The sequence below is a fragment of the Mesorhizobium sp. M0633 genome, assembly GCF_040320645.1.
Lineage (GTDB): Bacteria > Pseudomonadota > Alphaproteobacteria > Rhizobiales > Rhizobiaceae > Mesorhizobium.
On sequence record NZ_JAMYQC010000007.1, the window covers coordinates 216,939 to 239,121 of the forward strand.

Below are 22,183 nucleotides of genomic sequence, written 5' to 3' on the forward strand. Positions count from 1 at the left end.
ACTGGCGTGAGTTTCGATCTGCCGCGCAACGTCATCCTGCCGGTCGATGCCATCGACGTCAGGCTCGATCCCGGCCCGCACCCGTTCGAGCGCGATAATGCCGAGGCGATCGCCGCAAACTGGCGGCGTGAGACCGCAGCCAAGCCGGCGCTTTTCGACGGCATCGTGGTGCTGCTTTCCGCTCTCAGCTATCGCGACAATCGCCTCGTTGGCCGCTGCCATGCGGTGCGGTATTCGACCTTCATGCTTTGGCGCGGCAATCGACAGGTGGCCGGGGCCGAGCACGCCTATGCCCATGCCATGCTGGTCGCCGGCGACAATGCGCTTGTGGCGATCCGCATGGCGCCGCATACGGTCAATGCGGGGCGCGTCTACTTCGCCGCCGGTTCGTTCGAGCCAAGCGATTTCCGCGATGGCCTTGTCGACGTCGACTTCAACATGATCCGCGAGGTGCGCGAAGAGACCGGTCTCGACCTGTCAGGCGCGACACGCGGCAGGCGCCATTACGCCCTGTCGACGGCAAGCGGCACGGTGATCTTTCGCCGCTACCGAGAGACGGCCTCCGCCGACGACCTGGCACAGCGGATCAGCGCTTTCGTCGCGGCCGAGTCAGAGCCTGAAATCGAAGGCCCCGTCATCATCCGCAATGCAGCCGACCTGCCGGACGGGTTGATGCCGCATATGAGACCGCTGATCGAATGGCACTTTGCGAGCGAGCAAGGTTTCCAACTCTAACGTCGTAGCCTACCTTCAATAGCCTTGCGGTCGTTGCGGGCGGCAACAAAATACAACAGCACGCCGAGACCCAGGAGCGCGCCCATCGTCGTTCCCATCGTCTGCCCAATTACCTGCTGGAAGTCAGCGGTGACGCGATCGGGATTCTCCATCCCATAAAGGATCAAATTCCACCAAAGCCCTGCCAAGGCGGCTTCGACGATCACAATCGCCAGAGCCAGTCGCGCTTTCTTGCTCATCCATTGTTCCCCCTTAGTCCCCAACAGCATTGTTATCATTGCAGAATGTGCTGCGACAAGGGCAGGTTGCATAAAAAATTGGCAGCGTCTGGAGGCGACACTTGCTGCAATGCCTATTCATGCCTCAGCGCGTCGATCGGGTTAAGCCGCGCGCCGCGCAGCGCCGGGAAGAAGCCGAACACCATGCCGATCAGCGCGGAAAAGCCGACGGCAAGCAGGATGACCGCCGGGCTCGGCGCAAACGGGATCGTCAGCGTCACCGAGGCGAGGCCGGCCAGCGCCAGGCCGATCAGGATGCCGATGATGCCGCCAAGCAGCGACAGCACGGTTGCCTCGACCAGGAACTGGATGAGGATGTGCTTTTCGTGGGCGCCGATGGCGAGCCTGATGCCGATCTCGCGCGTGCGCTCGGTTACCGACACCAGCATGATGTTCATAATGCCGATGCCGCCGACGAGCAGGCTGACGCCGGCGACGGCGCCGAGCATGCCAGTCATGGTGGTGGTGGCGCTGGCCATGGCATCGGCGATCTGGGTCATGTCGCGGATCGAGAAATCATCGTCACGGTCGGGCGTGATGCGGCGTGTGTCGCGCAAGATGTCCTCGACGCGCTGCTGCAGCACCGTGGTTGGCGTACCGTCGTCGGCGGCGACATAGATCGATTCGATGTCGCGATTGCCGGCAATGCGACGCTGATAGGCGGCGAGCGGCATCAGCACGACATTGTCTTGGTCCTGGCCGAAACCGGTATAGCCCTTCGGTTCGAGCAGGCCGATGATCTTGCAGGAGGTGCGGTTGACGCGGATGATCTCGCCTTCGGGGTCGCCGGCACCGAAGAACTGCTGGCGCACCGTCTCGCCGATGAGGCAGACGCCGGTGCCCGAGCGGGTTTCCGAATCACTGAACGGGCGGCCCGAAACCAGCTTCCAGTCGCGGGCATCGAGATAGGCGCTGTCGGTTCCGGTGACGCCCGAGGTCAGGCTTTCGGTGCCGAAAATGACGCGCACCTGCTTTTGCGACGCCGGCGAGATGGCGCGCGAGCCGTCCAGATGCGCGGCAAGCGCTGCAAGATCTTTGTCGCCCAGCGGCCGGACCACCTGGTCGAGCCCTCCAGGTCCGCCGGGCCCGGCCGGACGGCCGGAACGGATGACGAGCAGATTGCTGCCGAGCTTGGAAATATCGGACTTGACCTTCTCGGTGGTACCCGAGCCGATGGTCAGCATGGCGATGACGGCGGCGACGCCGATGACGATGCCGAGCAGCGTCAGGAACGAGCGCAGCACGTTGCGGCGGATGGAGCGGAGTGAGAGACGGACGGTTTCCCAGATCATGGCTAGGCCATCTCGAGATTGGCTGTGTCGGAGGCGACATGGCCATCGAGGAAACGGATCGTGCGCTGCGCATAGCCGGCAACATCGGCTTCGTGCGTGACCATGGCGATAGTCAGCCCGAGCTCGCTGTTCAGCTGCGTCAGGAGTTCCATGATCTCGTGCGTGCGGGCGGTGTCGAGATTGCCGGTCGGTTCGTCGGCAACGAGCAGCGTCGGCCTGGTGACGATGGCGCGCGCGATCGCCACGCGCTGCTGCTGGCCGCCGGACAGCTCGGCCGGCGTATGATGCTCGCGGCCGACAAGGCCGACCTCGGCAAGTGCCTGCATGGCAAGGCCGCGGCGCTCGCGGGCACCGGCGCCGCGATAGATCAGCGGCAGTTCGACATTCTCGGCGGCCGTGGTGCGCGGCAAGAGATTATAGCCCTGGAAGACGAAGCCGACATAGAGGTTGCGCAGCTGAGCGCGGCGGTTGCGGTCGAGACGGCCGGCGTCGATGCCTTCGAAGCTGTAAGTCCCAGCGGTCGGCGTGTCGAGGCAGCCAATGATGTTCATGGCCGTCGATTTGCCCGAACCGGACGGGCCCATGATGGCGACGAATTCGCCGCGCCTGATGGCGAGGTCGACGCCGGCCAGCGCATGCACCCGGGCCTCGCCCTGGCCATAGCTTTTCCAGACCTTGTCGAAGCCGATGAGGGTCGCGCCCGATGCCACGATCAGCTCCGCTGCTGCGAGGCGGTAATGACTTGCGCGCCTTTCTCCAGGCCGGAAACGATCTCGGTCAGTTCGCCATCTGTCGAGCCGACCCTGACGTTGACCGGATGCGGCCGGCCATTCTCCAGCACGTAAAGCGTGCGCGAGCCGTCGCTGGGCTTCGTCGCCGCCTGGCGCTGGCGGTTGCCGCCCGGGCGCCCCATGCGGCCGGTGAACAGGTCGGTGAGGCTCCAGCCGCGCTCCGCCGTTTGCGCCGGCCGGTAGCGGAAGGCGATCGATGGCACGGTTAGCACGTTCTTGGCCTGCTTGGTGACGACCGAGACGGTGGCTGTCATGCCGGGCCGCAACAGAAGCTCGCTATTGTCGACGTCGAGCCTTGCATCATAGGTAACGACACCGTCGGTGGTGACCGAGGCATAGGAGATGTCGCGGATCTCGGCGTCGAACGGCCGTTCCGGGAAGGCATCGACGGTGAAGCGCGCATGCTGGCCGGGTTTGACGGCGCCGATATCGGCCTCGTCGACCGCAGCCTTCAATTCCATGTTCTTCAAATCCGCAGCGATGACGAACAGCACCGGCGCCTGCAGCGAGGAGGCGACCGTCTGGCCGGGATCGACCGAGCGCGTCAGTATGATGCCATCGATCGGAGCGTAGATTGTGCTCTTGGCAAGATCCGTCTGCTGCGCCTTGAGATCGGCATTGGCCATGGCGAGGTTGGCTTTGGCGATATCGAGCGCTGCCTTCGAGCGGTCGCGCGTGGCGGTTGCCGCTTCAAGCGACTGGTCCGTCGCCATGCCGCGCTTGGTCAGCTGCGCCGCGCGCACCAGCGCCTTTTCGTTTTCGGCCAGGGTCACGGTGGCGTCCTCGACGCTCGCCGCCGCTGCCTTGGCGGAGGCCTGGGCGCGCTCTATCTGCACCTCCAGCTTTGCGGTGTCGAGCGCGGCCAGCACATCGCCCTTCTTCACCAGCTGGTTCTCGTTGACCGAAACCGAGCGGACGACGCCGGAGAGTTCGCTGGAAATATCGACCTGGGTGAGAGGCTGCAGCGTGCCGGTAGCCGAAACCGCGACGGTAAGGTCGGCCATGGCGGCCAGTGTCGTGGTATACTCGATCTTGTCGGGCGAGCCCGCATACCACTGGTAGCCGACGACACTCGCGGCGACGGCAAGCAGTGCGAACACTGCGTAAAGCCAACCGCGACGTTTTGTCTTCAGGCCCTGGTGGTCGAGCCCGAGCGCCGTCTCGATGGCGGAAGCGGATTCCGTCTTTGGCAGATTGACAATCTGGTCCACGCCGGACCCCTATGTTCAGTGATATCCCATCAGTGCACAAATCAGGCCTTATGGTTCAAAATTCAAATTAAATTTCGCTCATGTTTGGAATGAGGCAGAGGACTTACTGAGATGCAGCCGCGGAATTACTTGCTTTACGACGTATTCACCACCAACCGGCTGGCCGGCAATCCGCTGGCCGTCGTGCTCGACTGTGACGGGCTCAACGTTGCGGCGATGCAGGCGGTGGCGCGCGAGTTCAACCTGTCCGAAACCGTCTTCGTGCTGCCGCCGGACAACCCGAAGCACCGGGCCCGCATCCGTATCTTCACGCCCGACTATGAAATGCCGTTCGCCGGCCACCCAACCGTCGGCTCGGCGATAGCGCTCGCCGAAATGGCGGGAGAGGCCGCCGGCATCTTCGTGCTCGAGGAGAATATCGGCCCGGTGCGCTGCGCTGTCAGCAAGCACGACGGTTCGACCCTTGCCGAGTTCGACCTGGCGAAACTGCCGGCGCAGCTGGCATTGTCGGCCGATCCCGAGGCGATCGGCGCGGCCCTTGGCCTTGGGCCGCACGAGATCGGCTTCGAGAACCACCGCGTTTCGTTCTGGTCGGCGGGCGTGCCCTACGTGACCATCCCCGTCGCCAATCTGGAGGCGGCCGCCCGGATCAGGCTGGACAACCAGGCCTGGTCGGAGCTCGCACCACGCAAGAGCGAATGGGCCTTCGCCAGCCCCTATGTCTATTGCCGCGAGACGGTGCACCATGACAGTGCCTTCCATGTCCGCATGATGGTGCCCGGCAATCCGTCCTACGAAGACCCGGCGACCGGCTCAGCGGCGGCCGCGTTCGCTGGCGCGATCATGCATTTCGACGGCCCGACCGACGGCGTTTCACAACTGTGGATCGAGCAGGGGCTGGAGATGGGCCGGCCTTCGCGCATTCGCCTCGAACTGAATGTCGAAGGCGGCAAACTGGCGGCCGCCCGCATCGGCGGCCATGCGGTGAAGGTGGCTGAAGGCAGGCTTTTTGTTTGACGACCTCGGCACTTCGGCGATTTGTCGGGAAATGAATCCCACGGGGCTGGACATGGCGGATGTCGGCGGCTATATGCCCGCCAACGCCGGTTTTGCCGGCCGAGTGGGTGCGTAGCTCAGTTGGTAGAGCAGCTGACTCTTAATCAGCGGGTCCACAGTTCAATCCTGTGCGCACCCACCAAAAATCTCCAGGATTTGGTGGAAAGACCTTAGAACGAGCCGCGGCGCGAGACAGCGTTTTGCCCGTCGCACATGTCGGCCAGCGACTAGTCGACTCGCCCGACTATTGGATGGTGGGCCTCAGATAGGTCAGGATTGCTCGCGTTATGGCTATCACGCCGTCGACGGCATCGAAGTTTGTTTTGCTCTTGCCTGCGATCCATTCGAGTTCAGGATGCCTGGGCAGTCGAAGTGCATTGAATAGCGCCTCGCCCGAGAGACCGCCCAGTCCAAAGGATGTAGGTTCATCGTCTGCGTAGTAAGGAAAGTGAAAATCCAGCCGGATAGGCCCACCATATCCAAGCTTTAGTTTCATCCCGACTAGAACCTCGTGGCCAAAAGCATCTTCCATCATGCCCCTAAAGCTGAGGTCACGAAGAAAATAATCGTGTGACGGTCGATCCAGCCCCATGGAACTCCACAGTCTCCACGTGTGTGCTTTTAACTCCTTGTAATTCGTAAATCTTCTCATCTCGGGGGTGAGGCGCGTGGGCAGATCAGCGTAGCCGGTCTCTTCTCTCCACTCCTCAGCCGCGTTGCGAAAATCCTCAAAAATCCGGACGGTTTCTGGATCCGCGGGTTCCTTGGAAAAGTAGGAAATCCGCTTTTGAGAAATCATCTCGCATAGGTCCTCGACCGAATGACCTGATCGTTCAGCCCAATCCTCTGTGGCCAACATCCATGGTGAACTGTATGTGAGCCCGGCAAAGGCCCCAGCCTTCCGATCGAAATCGCGGACAATTCGGGCATAGATTTCGCGAATGCCCTGCTTCGGGTCACGAAAAGGATATGGCGGTTCATTCATCGCAGCCGTCTGGTCCTTACTTCTCCGAGATCCCTGCCTCTGCAAAACTTGCCATGCGGGCGTGGCATTCGAGCGCTGAACGAACAATGTTGACTGCGAGGCAGGCGCCGGAGCCTTCGCCGAGCCGCATGCCGAGGTCGAGCAGCGGCGGCAGGCCGAGCGCCTCCAACAGACGACGGTGGCCGGATTCGGCCGAGACATGGGCTGCCAGTGTGTGCGCGAGGCCGGCAGGATGCAATCTCGCCAATGGTGCCGCGGCAGCGGTGCCGACGAAGCCGTCGAGCAATACCGGCACGCCGAGATGACGCGCTGCCAGCGTCGCACCAAGGATCGCCGCGAGCTCGCGGCCGCCGAGGGCTGCCGCTACCTTCAGCGGATCGGCTAGCGCCTCGGCGTGGCGCTTGAGGCCGGCCTCGATCGCGACGATCTTGCGCACGAGGCCGGCGTCGTCGACGCCGGTGCCGCGTCCGGTCCATCTTTCCGCGCCGCCGCCGAACAGCGCGGTCGAGATGGCCGCGGCCGGCGTGGTGTTGCCGATGCCCATTTCGCCGAAGCAGACGAGGTCGAGTTCCCTGCTGACCGTGTCGTAGCCGGCCGAGACGGTGGCAAGGAAGGCCTCGTCGTCCATTGCGGGCTCTTGCGTGAAGTCGCCGGTCGGGCGGTCGAGGTCGAGCGGGATGACGTCGAGTTCGGCGCCGGCCACGCGGGCAAGCTGGTTGATGGCGGCGCCGCCGCCGGCGAAATTCGCCACCATCTGCACGGTGACTTCCGAAGGGAAAGCCGACACCCCTTGCGCGGTGACGCCGTGGTTGCCGGCGAAGACGAAGACCTTGACGCGGTCGAGTTTTGGCATGTCGCGGCCCTGCCAGCGCGCCAGCCAGGCGGCAATTGTCTCCAGCCGGCCGAGGCTGCCTTGCGGCTTGGTCAGCGTGTCCTGGCGGTGGGCGACGGCGTTGGCCGCGGCGTCGCTGCCGCTGTGCAGGTCGAGGCAGGCGGCGCGCAGTTCATCGAGCGATTTGAAAGGCATGGGGGCAAAATCTCCGAAACAGAGTCAAGACAGGGAAACGGAAGCGACGAGCAGGATTGCGATCTCGCCGAGCTGCTGCAGGGCGCCGACGGTGTCGCCGGTCTGGCCGCCGATCTGGTTGAGGCAAAGCGCTCGAAACGCGGCAAACAAGAACGCAAGCAGGATGAGCGCGAACATGGCAGCACTGAACCCAAGCGCCAGCAGCGCGATCGCACCGAGTACGGTACCGATACCGGCGGTTTCGGCCGTGACTGCGCCTGCATCAACCGAGAGGCCATCGCTGCGGGCCGGTGGCAGCAGGTGCATGAAGGCGCCGGGCAGGCCGCGCGACGCGGCATGCGCGGCAATGAGGGCCCAGAAGACATGAGTCGGGCCGACGAATCCAGAGAGTACGCTCCAGCGGATCAGCAGCGAGATGCCGAGCGCGCAGGCGCCGTAGGCACCGATGCGGCTGTCGCGCATGATCTCGAGTTTCCTGTCGCGCGTCTTGCCGCCGCCAAAGCCGTCGGCGACATCCGAAAGCCCGTCTTCATGCAGGCAGCCGGTAGCGAGCAAGATCGCGGCAAGGGCCAACGCTGCAGCAGGGCCAGCGGCGAGGCCGAGCCTCGTGCCGCCGGCGTAGACCAGCGCACCGGCCAGAGCGACGGCGAGACCGGCAACGGGTGCAGCCCAGATCGCAGCGGCAAGGCTGCGGCCACGGAAGTCGGCTCGCGGCAGCGGCAGCCGGGTAAAGAAGACGAGGCAAAGCGCGATGTCGTCGAGAATTTGCTGTTGCGAGGCCTTCATCCGCCCCTCGCAATGGCATGGAAGAACGTGCCGCTGACATTGCCGCGCCGGTAGCCCGAGGCGCCGAGCGGATTTCCTTGACCGTCGGCGAGGTCGGCCAACGGCTCGTCATTGCCGGTCGCAATCATCTGCGCGTAGTGGAATTCATGGCCGCGGATCAGCGTGCCTTGGCCGCCGAGCGGACAGCCGGACCGCAGCCGCGCCTCGCGGTAACCGAGGTTCATCTTGCGCTTGGCGAAGCTGGTCGAATGACCGAGCAGGCCGAGCATCGGATGCGTCTCGCCCGACGCGTCCTCGAGCGCTTCGCCCAACACCATGAAGCCGCCGCACTCGCCGTGCACCGACCGCGTGGCGGCGAACCGCGCCATGCCGGCCCTGAAATTCGCCGCGGCCGCGAGGCGGCCGGCATGAAGTTCGGGATAGCCGCCGGGCAGCCAGCAGACATCGCAATTGTCGCCAGGCGCTTCATCGGCGAGCGGCGAGAACGGAACGATCTCGGCGCCGGCCTTGCGCCAATGCGCGGCAACGTGCGGATAGAGGAAGGTGAAGGCGGCGTCCTCGGCCAATGCGATGCGCTGGCCGGGCGGCGGCAGCGCGTCGTCGAAATTGCCCGGCGCGGGCGTGAATGGCGCCGCCAGCGCCATAATGGAGTCGAGGTCGAGCGAGCGCTCGACCATGTCGGCCAGCCGGTCGAGATGCGCCATCAGATTCTCATATTCGCCGGCCTGGACGAGGCCGAGATGGCGCTCGGGCAGGTTGAGCGAGGGATCGCGCAGGATAGCGCCGACGACAGGCAGACCGAGTGCTTCGATGGCATCGCCGCATAGCCGGCGGTGGCGCTCGCTGCCCAGCCGGTTGAGTACGACCCCGGCCATGCGCACATCCGGATCGTAGGTAGCAAAACCCTTGGTGACGGCCGCTGCCGTGGTCGACTGACCGGAGACATCGAGCACAAGCAGCACCGGCAGGCCGTAAAGCCGGGCAAGATCGGCAGCCGAGCCGGAACGGCCTGGAGCAGCAGGGATCCCGTCGAACAGGCCCATGGCGCTTTCGAGGAAGATAAAATCGGCATCTTCGGTCGCTTCGCCGGCCAGTGCGTTGAGCAGGGCGGGCGGCATTGCCCAGCTGTCGAGATTGACACCGGACAGGCCAGTGGCTGCGGTGTGGAAGCCAGGATCGATATAGTCCGGGCCGGATTTGGCGCCGCGCACTTTCAGGCCGCGCCGGGCAAGTGCGCGCAAAATGCCGATGGTGACGCTGGTCTTGCCCGAGCCCGAGCGCGGCGCGCCGATGATGATGGCGCGGGTCATGGCTCACCCGCTAGTGCCGCGCGCATCCCGACGATGCCGCCGACGACGATCAGCGCCGGCGAGGTCAAGCCGGCTGCGGCCGTTTCCTCGGCAATCGTGGCGAGCGTGGCGACGACGATACGCTCCTGCGGCGTCGTCGCGGCAACGATGACCGCGGCGGGCGTCGAAGACGGCAGGCCGCCCTCTAGCAACGAAGCGGCGATCAGCGGCAGGTTGGCCATACCCATATAGACGACCACCGGCTGGCCGGTGCGGGCGATTGCCGCCCAGTCGAGATCATCATCGGTGCCGGCGGCATGGCCGGTCGCCAGGATCAGCGCCTTGTTGATGCCGCGCATGGTGCCGGGAATGCCGGTCGCGGCCAGCGCGCTGAGGCCGGACGTCAGGCCAGGCAGGATGCGGAACGGGATAGTTTCCCCGGCCAACGCCAGCGCCTCTTCGCCGCCACGCCCGAAAATGTAGGGGTCGCCGCCCTTCAGCCTGACGACGCGCCGGCCCGCGCGCGCCAGCCGGACCAGCAGAGCGGTGATGTCGTCCTGCTTCATCGACGGCTTGCCGCCGCGCTTGCCGGCATAGAACAGTTCCGCGCCCTCGGCGACAGCGACGACTTCTGGCGAGACCAGCGCGTCATAAACCAGCGCGTCGCACTGTCCGAGGGCGGCCAGCACTTCCAGCGTCAGGCAGCCGGGATCGCCGGGGCCGGCGCCGGCCAGCCAGACGTGGCCGGGCTCAAGCTGGCGCGGCTTGAAGTTGAGCCGGGTGAGCGCCTGCTCGACGATGGTGTTTCTGTTGCTGCCGCTCACAATCCGTCCCGTCCGCGAAAGCGTCGCTGGTAGTGCGCGTCGTACAGTGAACTTTCGCCAAAGCCCTCCGCCGCCAGCGAGCGGCCGACGAAGATGATTGCCGTGCGTTCCATCGGATCGGCGGCCAGTTGCGCCTCGATAGTGGCCAGCGTGCCGGTCAGCACGCGCTCGTCCGGCCAGGAAGCACGGAAGACGACCGCCACCGGGCAATCGGCGCCATAGAACGGCGTCAGTTCGGCGACGATCCGGTCGATAGCGTGGATGGCAAGGTGGATGGCCAGCGTGGCGCCGGTGCGGCCGAAGCCGGCCAGCGTTTCGCCGGGAGGCATTTTCGAGGCGCGGCCGGAGATGCGGGTCAGCACCAGGCTTTGCGCGACTTCTGGAATGGTCAGCTCGCGGCGCAGCGCTGCCGCCGCAGCGGCGAAGGACGGCACGCCCGGCGTCAGCGTGTAAGGAATGCCGTGCTTTTCCAGCCGGCGGATCTGCTCGGCAACGGCGCTCCACACCGAAAGATCGCCGGAATGCAGGCGGGCGACATCATGGCCGGCCGCGTGGGCGGCCAGATATTCGGCCTCGATCTCGTCGAGCGACATCGGCGCGGTGTCGATCAACCGCGTTCCGGGCGCGCAGTGCTGCAACAGCTCCGGCGCGACGATCGATCCGGCATAGAGGCAGACGGAACAACTGCCGAGCAGGCGGCTGCCGCGCAAGGTGATGAGGTCGGCAGCACCCGGGCCGGCACCGATGAAGTGAACGGTCATGCCGCATCTCCGCTGATGGCGATGGCGCAAGTGACAGCACCGAGCACGGTGCGCGGCCCGAGCAGTTTTGCGCCTTTGCCGGCGGCGGCAAGCGCCGAGGCTTCGGAAACCGACGGCGTGCCGGCATGCTCCTGCGATAGGTCGGAACGGCTGGTCGTAGATGCGGCTTTGAGTTCATCCTGCTCGACGACGATCACCGGAAGGCGGAGTTCGCGTCCGGCGGCGAAGATTGCCGCTTCATCCTGCTTGAGAGACGCGGTCGCGAGGGCCGAAAGCGCCGACAGGGCAAGCCCGTGCGCCTCCAGCGCGGTTTCTACCGCGGCAAGCACGTCCGTTGCGCTGACGCCTTTGCGGCTGCCGATGCCCGCGACCATCATGGCTTCACCCAGCTCCATTGGGTAACCGGCATAGCCGGCCGCCACGCCTGCATCGAACCGACCGGCGAAGCACGGGATACAGCGATGCGGGTGAGTTCGCCGCCGAGCGCGGCGTGACGGGAAAGCAGCAGTGCCTCCATCTCCAGGGTCACCGCATTGGCGACGAGGCGGCCGCCGGCTGGCAAGGCATCCATGGCTCCCTCCAGCACGCCGGCATCGCTGCCGCCGCCGCCGATAAAGATCGCCGCGGGCGTCTCCAGCCCAAGCGCTTGCGGTGCCGAACCTTCAACGACGGCAAGACCGGGAACGCCGCAAGCCGCGGCGTTGCGTCGGATGCGCGCGGCGCGGGCCGGATCTGCCTCAACGGCGATCGCACGCATGGAGGGATGGGCCAGCATCCACTCGATGCCGATCGAGCCTGAGCCAGCGCCGATATCCCACAGCAACTCGCCGCGTCTTGGCGCGAGAGCGGACAGGGTGACGGCGCGCACTTCGCGCTTGGTGATCTGGCCGTCGTGCTCGAACAAATGATCGGCAAGGCCTGATGTCAGCGGCAGGATGCGTGCTTGCGAAGTCGATTCAACTTCGATCGCGAGCACGTTGAGCGGGTTGATCTTTTCGAGGGCGAAAGTGCCGGCGCTCGCCGAGCGCAGCCTTTCGTTCGGCCCATCCAGCGCCTCCAGAACGGTCAGCTGCGAGGCGCCGAAGCCGAGCTCTGTCAGCAGACCGGCAATCGCTTCCGGTGCATCGCTGTCCGAGGTCAGCGCGAGAATGCGGGTGCAAGGATGCAGCAACGGCCGGATCAGGTCGAGCGAGCGGCCATGCAGCGAAATGGTCTCGACGTACTGCAGCGCCCAGCCCAGGCGTGAGGCGGCCAGCGAAAAGGCCGAGGGCGCGGGGATCACCCGCATACCCTCTGCCGCGACCTTGCGGGCGAGGGTGACGCCGACACCGTGGTAGAAGGGATTGCCGGAGGCCAGCACGCAGACGCGTCTGCCGGAGAGCGCCAGCACGTCGCGCAGCTCGGCATCGAAAGGTGTCGGCCAGGCGCGCGCTTCACCTTTGGCGAGCGACGCGACGAGGGCAAGGTGGCGCTTGCCGCCGAAGACGAATTCGGCCTCCGCGATCAACCGCTTGGCCTCGTCGCCGAGACCCGCTACACCGTCCTCGCCGATGCCGATGATCGTGAGCCACTTTGAGGTGAGCTTGGCGCCGCGCGGAGCTTCAGCAGGCATGATGACCCACCGCATTCTGATCCTCGGCGGAACCACCGAAGCCCGGCAACTGGCCGGAAAGCTGGCCGCGCGCGCGGATATTTCGGTCATGCTGTCGCTGGCCGGCCGCACCGAAAACCCGGCCGCGCAGGGGGTGCCGGTGCGGGTCGGCGGCTTCGGCGGTGCCGGCGGGCTGGCGGCATATCTCCGCCAGAACAAGATCGACCTGCTGATCGACGCCACGCATCCCTATGCGGCGCGAATCTCCGGCAATGCGGCGGAAGCGGCGCGCATGACCGGCGTGCCTATCGTTGCGCTCAGGCGTCCCGGATGGGAGGCGGTCGAAGGTGATCGCTGGATGTTGGTCGACACCGTTGCCAGCGCGGTGACGGCTTTGGGATCGGTGCCGCGCCGCGTGTTCCTGGCGCTCGGGCGACAGGAGGTCGCTGCCTTCAAGGCCGCCCCCCAGCATCATTATCTCATCCGCAGTGTCGACCCGGTCGAGCCCAGGCTCGCTGTGCCTGACGCGACCTATCTCTTGGCGCGCGGGCCGTTTCATGAGGTCGATGAGCGCGCGCTGCTCGGAAGCCGTGGCATCGAAGTCGTTGTTTCCAAAAATAGCGGCGGCGAGGCGACCTACGGCAAGATCGCGGCGGCGCGAGCGCTGGGGATCGAGGCGGTGATGATCCGCAGGCCGGCGCTGCCGGACGTCACGTCGGCTGAGACCGTCGAATCTCTTGCCGAGATGGTCGATCATTTTCTGGTCGGTCATGTTCTTGGGCCCGCTGCCGAACGCGGCGTGTAGACCAGCGCGGCCTTGTCACCCCGCTTGATGATCCTGGTTTCCGGCGAGCCGATGATGATGCAGGTCGACATGTCGGCCTTCGCGGCATCGGCGTCGGCCAGCAGAAAAACCTCGATGCGCTCGTCGGGACGGCCGGCGGCACGGCCGAAGATCACCGGCGTGGTGCCGGGCAGGATCGCAGCAAGGCATTCGAAGGCGCGGCCTAGCTGCCATGGGCGCGCCTTACTGATCGGGTTGTAGAGCGCGATTACGAAGCCGGCGCCGGCTGCCGCCAGCAGGCGTAGCTCGATCAGGTCCCACGGCTTCAGATTGTCGGACAGCGAGATGGCGCAGAAATCATGGCCGAGCGGCGCGCCGATGCGGGCGGCAACGGCGAGCATGGCGGTGATGCCAGGCACGATGGCGATGTCGACCGCGCGCCATTCGGGCGGGCCCGCCTCGATCGCCTCGCAGACAGCCGCGGCCATGGCGAAGACGCCGGGATCGCCGCCCGACACGACGGCGACATCGTGGCCTTCCACAGCCTTCAGCAGCGCGTCCCTGGCGCGCGCGAGTTCCTCGCGATTGTCGGAAGCGACGCGAATCTGGTCGGGGCGCAGATCGAGCCGGTCGAGATAGGGTTTATAGCCATAGAAGAATTTTGCCTCGGCAACGGCACGGCTTGCCTCCGGCGTCACCTGGTCGGCGTTGCCGGGCCCGAGGCCGATGACAGTGAGGCGGCCGCTCATGCTTCGGCTTTCAATGCGCTTGGCCGGCCCGACCAGCCGGCCACCAGCACGATGGCGAAATAAGGCGCCTGGTCATCCTTTTTGTCGGCAAGCCGCATCGAGACACCGCCCGGCATGGTGCCGCGCTCGACATAGATGGCCCGCGCCAGCTTGTCGGTTGCCTCCAGCGCGCGCCTGATCTTGGGCAGGTTGCGGCCGACCTTCATGATCACCGCAGCGTCGGTGTCGGCGAGGCGACGCGTCAGCTCGAATTCGCTCATGGTGCCCGGCAGCACCGTCAGCACGTCATCGCCCTGGACGATCGGCAGGCCGGTCGCCGACCAGCAGCCGGACATGGCGGTGACGCCGGGAATGACTTCGGTCGGAAAACGGTGCGCCAGCCGGACATGAAGATGCATGTAGGAGCCGTAGAAAAGCGGGTCGCCTTCCGAAAGCACAGCGACCATCCTGCCGGCGCTGAGGTGCGCGGCGACCTTTTCGGCCGATTGCTCGTAGAAATCGGTGATCTGCGAGCGGTAATCGCTGTGGTCCTTGTCGATCTCGGTCGTCACCGGATAGAGCAGCGGCAGTTCAATCAAATCGGGGCGAAAATGGGTTTCGACGATGGCCCGGGCGTTGCTGTTGTTGCCGCGCTTGGCGAAATGCGCGACGACATCGGCCTCAGCCAGCGCGCGCACTGCCTTCAGCGTCAAGAGTTCCGGGTCGCCGGGTCCGGTGCCGACGCCGACAAGCCTGCCTTTTGCAATCGCATTCATAGGCCCGGCCTCGCCAATGCATTGAGGGCGGCGGCGGTCATGGCGCTGCCGCCCAGCCGGCCGCGCACGATGGCGTAAGGCACGCCATAGGAATTTTCGGCCAGCGCATCTTTCGATTCAGCGGCGCCGACAAACCCGACCGGCATGCCGATGATCGCCGCCGGCTTCGGCGCGCCGTCGCGCAGTTTTTCCAGCAGATAGAAAAGGGCTGTCGGCGCATTGCCGATGGCGACGACCGAACCGGCCATGCGCTCGCCCCACAGGTCGATCGCGGCGGCCGAGCGGGTGTTGCCGATCTTTTTCGCGATGTCGGCGGTCCGCGGATCGCGCAGCGTGCAGATCACATCGTTGCCGGCCGGCAGCCGGGCGCGCGTGACGCCGTGCGAGACCATCTGCGCGTCGCAGAAGATCGGCGCGCCGGCGCCCAGGGCCGTGCGCGCGGCGGCGACGAAATCGCTCGAGAAAACGAAGTGCCTGCAAGCATCGACCTGGCCGCAGGCGTGGATCATGCGGATAGCGATTTCGGCCTCGGCTTCGGAAAAGCGCGACAGGTCGGCCTCGGCGCGGATAATGGCGAAGGAGCGCTCGTAGATCGCCGTGCCGTCATGGATGTAGTCGTAGGCGTTCTGGGCGGGCATGCTCATTCCTGTCGGTAGATTTCGGTGATGCCGGCCGCGCCGAGCCTTGCCAGGCAGGCGGCAGCGGTTTCGCCGGAATGTCGTGCGCTGCGGATCATCGCTGCAACGCGGCCGATGCCGTGCGCGGCGTCGTAGCCCGGCCTGTATCCGGCGGGCAATGCCTTTGCCGTCCCGTCCACGACAAGTCCGGCTCCGTTTTCGCCACCGACCAGGGTCAGCGCCGCCGGACCGGGATGGGCGCAACCCTTGGCGCAGCCGGAGATGTGCAGCGTCAGCGAGGAATCGAGGATATCGCGGTCTTCCACGGCGATGGTCTCGGCGATGTTGCGTGTCGCGATGCGGCCCGAGGCACAGGCGGAAGCACCCGGGCAGGCGGCGATCCTGGTGCGCGGATCGGCTGCGTCGGTGACGAAGCCGAGGGTTGCGGCGGTTTTCTGGAGTGAAAGACATGCGGCTGGGGAGAGGCCAAGCAAAAGCAGCGTGCGACCCGGCGCCAGACGGATTTCGGTGGTGCCGAGGATGAGGGCGTATTGGGTGAGATCGATAAGTTTTTGCGCTGGTATGCTGCCGAACGGCAGGCCGATGCCGAGGGAGGTACTGCCGGCTGCCAGATCGAAAACTCCGATGGGCCGGCGATCCTTCGCGCCCCCCTCTGTCCTGCCGGACATCTCCCCCTCTAGGGGGGAGATTGCGCCTTCGTCTCCGATTTCGCCAATCGCCGAAGGTGCTGGGGGGAAGCCGCCGGCGAAGCTGCCGATCTCCCCCCTTGTGGGGGAGATGTCCGGCAGGACAGAGGGGGGCGCGACGGATCGCCAACTTGCGAGAGATCTCAGCTGCCTCGCCGTCAAATCCCGCGCATGGGCATCGCGGCCCTTTTCGGCAACCATCCTGAGAATGGCGACGGCGATGTCACAAGCCGCATCTTCCTCGGACATCGCCAGCGGCGTGGCACCCTGCGCATCTCCGGCGAGCGATACCCGCCACTTAATTCCGTCGGCGGCCCGCACCCCGACCAGCCTGACATCGGCCGTAACCGCATCCATTGTCAGCTGCCCGCCGCCGTCAACAATCACCGACACCTTCGGGCCAAGCCGTTGCGTAACACCGGCGTCCTCAATTGCCGCCCGAATCCGCTGCGCCATTGGGCGCGGGTCGGCTATCTCCTCCTGGTCGAGCCCGGCCAGCGGGCCGGTCTCGACCGGCACGCCGGTGCGCACCGCGATGCCGAGCGCATCGACCTCCATCGCCAGCAGCCGCGCGCTTGCCGACGTCAGGCCGCGGATCTGCAGGCTGCCGCGGGCGGTCACTTCCATGATACCGTTGCCATGGCGCAAGGCAGATTCGCAGAGTCCGATCAACGATTTCGGCAACAGTCCTCCAGCGACCGGATTGAGCCGCACCAGCAGCCCGTCGCCGGTCTGCATCGGCGCGGACAAGGCAGGGCAGGCGCCACGGCGCGAGAAAGCGTTCATGCCGCCACTCCCAGAGCTTGCGCTTCGGCAATCAGTGCGGCGAGATCGTCATCGATCGAATTGCGCAGCGGATGCCAGAGCCCGCGCCGCCGTGCCGACAGCAAACGCTCGGCAATCACCTTCGCCGCCGCCGGGTTCTCGCGCAGTATGAAGGCGCGCACCACGGGGTCGCCAAGATAGGCGTCGTGCATCGCCTCGATCAGCGTGCCCGATATGGCATGGGTAGTCTCAGCAAAGCCGACAAGCCGGTCGACCGTCTCGGCGAATTCCGAGGCGCCGCGCGGGCCATGACGCATCTGGCCGGCGATGAAGCGCGGGTTGACCGCGCGGGCGCGAACTACCCGGGATACGGCCTCACCAACCGAGCGCGGCTTCGGTCTTTGCGGGTCCGTGGTGTCGAGCACGATCACGTCGGCGTTTTTGCCGAGCGCGGCAAGTGCTGCCGAAAAGCCGCCGATGAAGGCGACGTCGGCCGAGCCTTCGAGGATGTCGCGGCCGGGGTCGTCGCCGCTATGAACCAGAAGGTCGGCCTCGGCGAGGCGATCCTCGAACGCGCCGGGCGCCGAAATGCCTTTGCCCTCGGAGCCGCCATAGGCGTGCGAGGTGGCGGCGAGATAGGTGCGGCCGATCTCTTCGCGCGCGGCCCAGTCGCCGCTCGACAACAAGTCCTCGACGCCCGCGCCGTAAGTGCCCGGCGAGGTGCCGAAAATGCGCGGGCCGATCTTGCCGTCGATGCGGGTCCTAGCGGCGAGCGGGTTTTCCGAATCGTCCTCGTCGCGGGTCGCCACCGCGTTGGCCGCGGCGTCGATCAGCGCGATCTGGGTCGGGAACATGTCGCGGAACAGGCCCGATATGCGCCAGGTGACATCGATGCGCGGACGGCCGAGTGTTGCCGGCGGCAGCACATCTATGCCGGTGATGCGGCCGGTGGCGGAATCCCATTGCGGCCGGCAGCCCATTAGCGCCAGGCCTTGCGCGATCTCCTCACCGCCGGTGCGCAGCGAGGCCGAGCCCCACAGGTCGATGACCAGCGAGCGCGGCCAGTCGCCATGCGATTGCATGTAGCTGCGGACCACTTCTTCCGCTGCCATCTTGCCCAGATCATAGGCGGTCGGCGTCGGCATGGTGCGCGGGTCGGCGGTAAACAAATTGCGGCCGGTGGGCAGCACATCGCTCCGGCCACGCGCCGGCGCACCGGCCGGACCGGCAGCGACGTGGCGGCCATCGAGGGCGGCAAGCAGCGCGGTTTTTTCAGCTGCCGCACTTTGCCGCCGCAACGGATCAGCCTCGCCTTCCGGCGCGCGGCCGTAAATGTGCAGGCCGTCCTTGATGGCGAAATCCTTGAGATCGCAGAGCCAGGCGTCGATGCGGCGCAAAGCCTCGTCGGCTGCGTCGGTCCTGGCGACGCCTGCCTCTGAGGCGAGGCCGGTCTTTTCCGCCGTCTCGACGATCAGCTTCGCCAGGCGGTCGCGGCGGCGGCGGTCGAGCCCGTCGGCCTGGGCATATTCGTCAACCAGTCGTTCAAGCCTGTGCTGGTTTTCGTCCAGCCCGGCGCCGGTCAGCGGCGGCGGCAGATGGCCGAGCGTGACGGCGGCAATGCGCCGCTTGGCCTGCGCTGCCTCTCCCGGGTTGGAGACGATGAAGGGATAGATGACGGGCAGGGGACCGGTGACTATCTCGGGAAAGCAGTTTTCGCTGAGCGCCACGGTCTTGCCGGGCAGCCACTCCAGCGTGCCGTGGGCGCCGACATGGACAATTGCATGGATGCCGAGCGACTTGCGCAGCCAGAGGCCAAAGGCGACCAGCGCATGGCGCGGCGGCAGCGTCGGGTCGTGATAGTCGGCGCGGCGGTCGGCTGAGCGCCCGCGGTCAGGTGCGAGTGCCACGGTGACGTTGCCGAAGGTGGCTGCGCGGAAGGCGAATTTTGCGGCGCTAGGCGCCTGAACACCCCCCTCTGTCCTGCCGGACATCTCCCCCTCAAGGGGGGAGATTGCGCTGTTGTCTCTGCTTTCGCCAATCACCAAGGATGTTGAGAGAGAGCCGTCGGCGAAACTGCCAATCTCCCCCCTTGAGGGGGAGATGTCCGGCAGGACAGAGGGGGGTGCCTCGCACAAACTTGTCTCATCTGCCGCATTCCCCCAAGCCGCCTCTACCGCAGCGATTGCCGCTGCAGGCAATTCCTTCGAAAAGGTCTGATAGTCGTGTAGGGCCAACCCTTGGCTGTCCTTTTCCAGCACCTCTAGCAACTCGCGCGGCGTTTGCGGAATCCTTTCAACGGCGTAGCCCTGTTCGCTCAGGTCGTGCAGCATTGCCAGCACGCTGGACGGCACGTCGAGACCAACCGCGTAGCCGGTGCGACCGGGGGCGCTCGGATAGTCGGGGATCAGGATGGCGAGCTTGCGCTCCGCACGCGGCGTCCGCTGCAGGCGCACGAAGGCCTCGACACGGTTCGCCACTTGCGCCACGCGGTCGGGCTCAGGCCGGTTGGCGAAGGCGCGGAAGGCCAGCGCCGGGTCGGTTTCGCTTTCGCTCTTGAATGAAATGGCGCCGGCCAGGATGCGGCCGTCGAGCTCGGGCAGGACGACATGCATGGCAAGGTCGGCGGGCGCCAGGCCGCGCTGATTGGTTTGCCAGATGTCGCGGCGGGTGGTCGCGACGATGACCTGGAACACCGGCACGCCGGCGCGGTCGAACAGGGTTTCGACACCGGGCTCGGCACCCGAGGCGAAAGCTGTGGCGGTGATGATGGCGGCAGGCTTCAGGGTTGCGAGCGCGGTTTCGACAAAGGCGAGCGACGCCGGGTCCTTGAGGCTGGAGACGAACAGAGGCACGGGAGCCATGCCGCGGTGGCGCAGGGCTTCGAAAAGCGCGTCGATGGGCGCGACATCGGCGGCGAGCAGCATCGAACGGTAGAAGAGAATTGGCACGACGTCCCCCTTCCCCTCGAGGGTAGGGTGGCCCGCAGGGCCGGGTGCGGTCGTCACGGCAGTGCGCGACGTTTTGTGTAGGCGCGCTTCGGAGAGGACCCCACCCCCGGCCTGCGGCCGGACCCTCCCCTCGAGGGGGAGGGGGACGCCGCGTTCTACTACCCCCAGTCCCGGCTCGTAAAATCCCGCCTTTGGCACGCTAACAGGTTCGGCTACCGCCGCACCCGATCCAGCGAGACTTGCCAGCCTCTGCACCAGCGCCGTCATATTTGCCGGCCCGCCCTCGCGGAAATAGCCAAGCAGGGCGTCCAACTCCTCGCGCGGCAGCGTCGAGCCTTCGATCAGTCGCAAATCCTCGTCGTGGCTCTCGCCCGGTAGGAGCGCCAGCTTGATACCGCGATTTCGCGCGATAACGGCGAGCTGGTCGCAGCCATAGCGCCACCAGTCATAGCCGCCGAGGATGCGGACCAGAATGACCTTGGCGTGGCGGGCGACGCTGTCGATCCACAGGTCGACGGACATCGGATGGCGCAGGTCGCGCAAGGCGGCGAGCCGCATCGACGGCAGGCGGTGCGCATCTGCCTTCCACGCCGCCGCCAGCCCGGCCAGGTCGCTGTCGGTGAAGGACAGCGCCACGACATCCGCAGGCGTTTGCCTGAGATCGACGGGCTCGGCGAGATCGTCGAGCGAGGCGGATGTGGTGGTGAGGATGTGCATCGCGGCTCGTACCTGGGGTCAGCCGGCGAGGATACGCTCGATGGCCGGGCGGTTCAGCCCTTTCAGGCCGATGACGACCAGGCGCGAGCGGCGGTCGTCTTCAGCGGTCCAGGCGCGGTCGTAATAGTGGTTGACGCGCGGACCGACGGCCTGCAGCAGGAGCCGCATCGGCTTGCCGCCGACTTCGACGAAACCCTTGACGCGCAACACGTTTTCTTCCTCCGCCGCCGTGGCGACCCGTTGTGCGAGCTCGTCCGGGTTGGACACAGACGCGATGTCGATGACGAACGAGTCAAAATCGTCATGTTCGTGGTCGAGCTCGTCGTCGTGGTGGGTCTTGCGGTTCTCGATGTCGTCCTCGACGGCAAGGCCGAGGCCGAGCAGCACCGACGGGTCGACCTTGCCTTGCGAAGTCGGTACGATCTTCACCGCCCGCGCAACGTGCTTGCCGATGACGGCATTGGCACGGGCCGAGCCGGCGGCGTCCAGCAGGTCGCTCTTCGACAGGATGATCAGGTCGGCGCAGGCGAGCTGGTCTTCGAACACTTCCTCGACCGGATCGTCATGGTCGAGCGTCTCGTCCTGTGCGCGCCGGGCCTGCAGGGCGTCCATGTCATTGGCTACGCGGCCATCAGCCAGCGCCGGTCCGTCGACCACGGCAATGACGCCGTCGACCGTCACGCGGCTTTTCACCGACGGCCACTGGAAGGCCTGGACCAGCGGCTTGGGTAAAGCGAGGCCGGATGTCTCGATCAGGATGTGGTCGACCCTCGGCGTCAGCGACAGGATCTGGTCCAGCGCCGGGACGAAATCATCGGCGACGGTGCAGCAGATGCAACCATTGGCCAGCTCGACGATGTTTTCCTCGGGGCAGGTGTCGATGGCGCAGCCCTTCAGGATCTCGCCGTCGATGCCGATATCGCCGAACTCGTTGACGATGATGGCCAGCCGCTTGCCTTTGGCATTTTCGAGCAGATGGCGGATCAGCGTCGTCTTGCCGGCGCCGAGAAAGCCGGTGACGACGGTGCAGGGCACGCGGGAGACGGAAGCGGTCATATCTGATCCTTCAAAAGGTCGAGGGGTGGGATGCGGGCAACCAGGCCACGCTTCAGGCAATCGGGGCGGCCGCGCCATGGAATGAGACCGTCCGTCGCGGTGGCGAAGAGCTTTGCCCCAGCGACGAGATCGGCGCCGCTGGTCGTGGTCAGGTCGCCGAAGACGTAGCTCCAGCAGCCGTCGCGCAGCATGGCGGCGCTGAGCCGGCGCTTGCAGTTGCCGAGGCATTCGACGGTGCGGATATTGATGTTTTCGCCGGAAGCGGCGCGGCGTGTGTCCTCGGCAAGCAGCTCGCCGGCGCGCGGATGAGCGTCCGATCCGGTCTCGTCCCGGCAGGACGAGCAGACGATCACGGTAACGCCGGCCGGGGAATCGCCATGGCCGGACAATAAATCCGCTGTCTCAGCCGGAAAACTGCTGTCGCGTTCCAAATCAGGCTCCTTGCCCGGAAAACCCGCC

At 65.9% G+C, this 22,183-nt stretch carries 22 protein-coding genes and 1 tRNA gene; 4 read left to right on the forward strand and 19 right to left on the reverse strand.

Features of this window, described 5'->3' with window-relative positions; genetic code table 11:
- Positions 1-6: 6 nt before the first annotated feature.
- Positions 7-735: a hypothetical protein gene (locus NKI47_RS10095; RefSeq protein WP_352589635.1), complete on the forward strand. Its 729-nt coding sequence runs from the start codon at positions 7-9 to the stop codon at positions 733-735.
- Here the strand turns inward: NKI47_RS10095 and NKI47_RS10100 are convergent.
- The 4 genes from NKI47_RS10100 to NKI47_RS10115 form a co-directional block, all read right to left on the reverse strand.
- Positions 732-974, reverse strand: coding sequence for a hypothetical protein (locus NKI47_RS10100; protein ID WP_023676653.1), 243 nt, complete (start codon positions 972-974; stop codon positions 732-734). The two genes, NKI47_RS10095 and NKI47_RS10100, sit on opposite strands and share 4 nt — an antisense overlap.
- 113 nt (positions 975-1,087) lie before the next feature.
- On the reverse strand, positions 1,088-2,305 hold the full coding sequence (locus NKI47_RS10105) for an ABC transporter permease (RefSeq protein WP_023676652.1): 1,218 nt from the start codon (positions 2,303-2,305) through the stop codon (positions 1,088-1,090).
- 2 nt (positions 2,306-2,307) lie between these two features.
- Complete coding sequence (locus NKI47_RS10110) at positions 2,308-3,015, reverse strand: ABC transporter ATP-binding protein (protein WP_352589638.1); 708 nt, start codon at positions 3,013-3,015, stop codon at positions 2,308-2,310.
- Between the two features lie 2 nt (positions 3,016-3,017).
- Positions 3,018-4,307, reverse strand: a complete 1,290-nt coding sequence (locus NKI47_RS10115) for an efflux RND transporter periplasmic adaptor subunit (protein ID WP_352589641.1) — start codon at positions 4,305-4,307, stop codon at positions 3,018-3,020.
- A 111-nt stretch (positions 4,308-4,418) separates the two neighbouring features.
- Here NKI47_RS10115 and NKI47_RS10120 point away from each other — a divergent pair, with 111 nt between their 5' ends.
- Complete coding sequence (locus NKI47_RS10120) at positions 4,419-5,324, forward strand: PhzF family phenazine biosynthesis protein (protein ID WP_352589644.1); 906 nt, start codon at positions 4,419-4,421, stop codon at positions 5,322-5,324.
- 105 nt (positions 5,325-5,429) lie between these two features.
- Positions 5,430-5,505, forward strand: a tRNA-Lys gene (locus NKI47_RS10125).
- 102 nt (positions 5,506-5,607) lie between these two features.
- On the opposite strand, the gene NKI47_RS10130 is transcribed toward NKI47_RS10125, so the two are convergent.
- The 8 genes from NKI47_RS10130 to cbiE are packed head-to-tail and all read right to left on the reverse strand — an operon-like array spanning position 5,608 to position 12,647.
- Positions 5,608-6,348: a hypothetical protein gene (locus NKI47_RS10130; protein ID WP_352589647.1), complete on the reverse strand. Its 741-nt coding sequence runs from the start codon at positions 6,346-6,348 to the stop codon at positions 5,608-5,610.
- Positions 6,349-6,364: 16 nt separating this feature from the next.
- Positions 6,365-7,375 (reverse strand): nicotinate-nucleotide--dimethylbenzimidazole phosphoribosyltransferase, encoded by a 1,011-nt coding sequence (gene cobT / locus NKI47_RS10135; RefSeq protein ID WP_352589650.1) that lies wholly within the window; start codon positions 7,373-7,375, stop codon positions 6,365-6,367.
- Positions 7,376-7,399: 24 nt separating this feature from the next.
- Positions 7,400-8,161: an adenosylcobinamide-GDP ribazoletransferase gene (locus NKI47_RS10140; RefSeq protein WP_352589653.1), complete on the reverse strand. Its 762-nt coding sequence runs from the start codon at positions 8,159-8,161 to the stop codon at positions 7,400-7,402.
- Positions 8,158-9,471 carry a cobyrinic acid a,c-diamide synthase CobB gene (locus tag NKI47_RS10145; RefSeq protein WP_352589656.1) on the reverse strand — a complete coding sequence of 438 codons (1,314 nt, stop codon included), beginning with the start codon at positions 9,469-9,471 and terminating at the stop codon, positions 8,158-8,160. The genes NKI47_RS10140 and NKI47_RS10145 overlap by 4 nt, the downstream gene beginning before the upstream one ends.
- Positions 9,468-10,274, reverse strand: coding sequence for a uroporphyrinogen-III C-methyltransferase (gene cobA, locus NKI47_RS10150; protein ID WP_352589658.1), 807 nt, complete (start codon positions 10,272-10,274; stop codon positions 9,468-9,470). The genes NKI47_RS10145 and cobA overlap by 4 nt, the downstream gene beginning before the upstream one ends.
- Positions 10,271-11,035 (reverse strand): precorrin-4 C(11)-methyltransferase, encoded by a 765-nt coding sequence (cobM, locus tag NKI47_RS10155; protein ID WP_352589660.1) that lies wholly within the window; start codon positions 11,033-11,035, stop codon positions 10,271-10,273. The genes cobA and cobM overlap by 4 nt, the downstream gene beginning before the upstream one ends.
- On the reverse strand, positions 11,032-11,412 hold the full coding sequence (locus tag NKI47_RS10160) for a cobalamin biosynthesis protein (RefSeq protein WP_352589663.1): 381 nt from the start codon (positions 11,410-11,412) through the stop codon (positions 11,032-11,034). Before NKI47_RS10160 ends, cobM begins: the two co-directional genes overlap by 4 nt.
- Complete coding sequence (gene cbiE, locus NKI47_RS10165; protein WP_352589666.1) at positions 11,409-12,647, reverse strand: precorrin-6y C5,15-methyltransferase (decarboxylating) subunit CbiE; 1,239 nt, start codon at positions 12,645-12,647, stop codon at positions 11,409-11,411. The genes NKI47_RS10160 and cbiE overlap by 4 nt, the downstream gene beginning before the upstream one ends.
- A 1-nt stretch (position 12,648) precedes the next feature.
- Here cbiE and NKI47_RS10170 point away from each other — a divergent pair, with 1 nt between their 5' ends.
- Complete coding sequence (locus NKI47_RS10170) at positions 12,649-13,431, forward strand: cobalt-precorrin-6A reductase (protein WP_352589669.1); 783 nt, start codon at positions 12,649-12,651, stop codon at positions 13,429-13,431.
- Here the strand turns inward: NKI47_RS10170 and NKI47_RS10175 are convergent.
- Genes NKI47_RS10175 through NKI47_RS10205 form a run of 7 tightly spaced genes read right to left on the reverse strand, consistent with a single transcriptional unit; the run spans position 13,395 to position 22,155 of the window.
- On the reverse strand, positions 13,395-14,159 hold the full coding sequence (locus NKI47_RS10175) for a precorrin-3B C(17)-methyltransferase (RefSeq protein ID WP_352589672.1): 765 nt from the start codon (positions 14,157-14,159) through the stop codon (positions 13,395-13,397). The genes NKI47_RS10170 and NKI47_RS10175 overlap by 37 nt on opposite strands.
- Positions 14,156-14,914, reverse strand: a complete 759-nt coding sequence (locus NKI47_RS10180) for a precorrin-2 C(20)-methyltransferase (RefSeq protein ID WP_352589675.1) — start codon at positions 14,912-14,914, stop codon at positions 14,156-14,158. Before NKI47_RS10180 ends, NKI47_RS10175 begins: the two co-directional genes overlap by 4 nt.
- On the reverse strand, positions 14,911-15,558 hold the full coding sequence (locus NKI47_RS10185; protein WP_502896971.1) for a precorrin-8X methylmutase: 648 nt from the start codon (positions 15,556-15,558) through the stop codon (positions 14,911-14,913). Before NKI47_RS10185 ends, NKI47_RS10180 begins: the two co-directional genes overlap by 4 nt.
- The gene (gene cobG, locus NKI47_RS10190) at positions 15,555-17,024 is read right to left on the reverse strand and encodes a precorrin-3B synthase (RefSeq protein WP_352570390.1); all 1,470 of its coding nucleotides are present in this window, start codon (positions 17,022-17,024) and stop codon (positions 15,555-15,557) included. Before cobG ends, NKI47_RS10185 begins: the two co-directional genes overlap by 4 nt.
- Positions 17,021-20,668, reverse strand: coding sequence for a cobaltochelatase subunit CobN (locus tag NKI47_RS10195; protein WP_352589681.1), 3,648 nt, complete (start codon positions 20,666-20,668; stop codon positions 17,021-17,023). Before NKI47_RS10195 ends, cobG begins: the two co-directional genes overlap by 4 nt.
- An 18-nt stretch (positions 20,669-20,686) precedes the next feature.
- Entirely contained in the window at positions 20,687-21,724 is a 1,038-nt protein-coding gene (gene cobW / locus NKI47_RS10200) for a cobalamin biosynthesis protein CobW (RefSeq protein ID WP_352589684.1), read from the reverse strand.
- Complete coding sequence (locus NKI47_RS10205) at positions 21,721-22,155, reverse strand: DUF1636 family protein (protein WP_352589687.1); 435 nt, start codon at positions 22,153-22,155, stop codon at positions 21,721-21,723. The genes cobW and NKI47_RS10205 overlap by 4 nt, the downstream gene beginning before the upstream one ends.
- Between the last annotated feature and the right edge of the window lie 28 nt (positions 22,156-22,183).

Bases quoted from the DNA above. Each gene is read 5' to 3' on its own strand.
- NKI47_RS10170 (WP_352589669.1), top strand. From the start codon at position 12,649: ATGACCCACCGCATTCTGATCCTCGGCGGAACCACCGAAGCCCGGCAA.
- NKI47_RS10145 (WP_352589656.1), bottom strand. From the start codon at position 9,471: ATGACCCGCGCCATCATCATCGGCGCGCCGCGCTCGGGCTCGGGCAAG.
- NKI47_RS10140 (WP_352589653.1), bottom strand. From the start codon at position 8,161: ATGAAGGCCTCGCAACAGCAAATTCTCGACGACATCGCGCTTTGCCTC.
- NKI47_RS10130 (WP_352589647.1), bottom strand. From the start codon at position 6,348: ATGAATGAACCGCCATATCCTTTTCGTGACCCGAAGCAGGGCATTCGC.
- cbiE (WP_352589666.1), bottom strand. From the start codon at position 12,647: ATGCCTGCTGAAGCTCCGCGCGGCGCCAAGCTCACCTCAAAGTGGCTC.
- NKI47_RS10175 (WP_352589672.1), bottom strand. From the start codon at position 14,159: ATGAGCGGCCGCCTCACTGTCATCGGCCTCGGGCCCGGCAACGCCGAC.
- NKI47_RS10105 (WP_023676652.1), bottom strand. From the start codon at position 2,305: ATGATCTGGGAAACCGTCCGTCTCTCACTCCGCTCCATCCGCCGCAAC.
- cobG (WP_352570390.1), bottom strand. From the start codon at position 17,024: ATGAACGCTTTCTCGCGCCGTGGCGCCTGCCCTGCCTTGTCCGCGCCG.
- NKI47_RS10195 (WP_352589681.1), bottom strand. From the start codon at position 20,668: ATGCACATCCTCACCACCACATCCGCCTCGCTCGACGATCTCGCCGAG.
- NKI47_RS10185 (WP_502896971.1), bottom strand. From the start codon at position 15,558: ATGAGCATGCCCGCCCAGAACGCCTACGACTACATCCATGACGGCACG.
- NKI47_RS10120 (WP_352589644.1), top strand. From the start codon at position 4,419: ATGCAGCCGCGGAATTACTTGCTTTACGACGTATTCACCACCAACCGG.
- cobW (WP_352589684.1), bottom strand. From the start codon at position 21,724: ATGACCGCTTCCGTCTCCCGCGTGCCCTGCACCGTCGTCACCGGCTTT.
- NKI47_RS10100 (WP_023676653.1), bottom strand. From the start codon at position 974: ATGAGCAAGAAAGCGCGACTGGCTCTGGCGATTGTGATCGTCGAAGCC.
- cobM (WP_352589660.1), bottom strand. From the start codon at position 11,035: ATGACCGTTCACTTCATCGGTGCCGGCCCGGGTGCTGCCGACCTCATC.
- cobT (WP_352589650.1), bottom strand. From the start codon at position 7,375: ATGCCTTTCAAATCGCTCGATGAACTGCGCGCCGCCTGCCTCGACCTG.
- NKI47_RS10160 (WP_352589663.1), bottom strand. From the start codon at position 11,412: ATGATGGTCGCGGGCATCGGCAGCCGCAAAGGCGTCAGCGCAACGGAC.
- NKI47_RS10180 (WP_352589675.1), bottom strand. From the start codon at position 14,914: ATGAATGCGATTGCAAAAGGCAGGCTTGTCGGCGTCGGCACCGGACCC.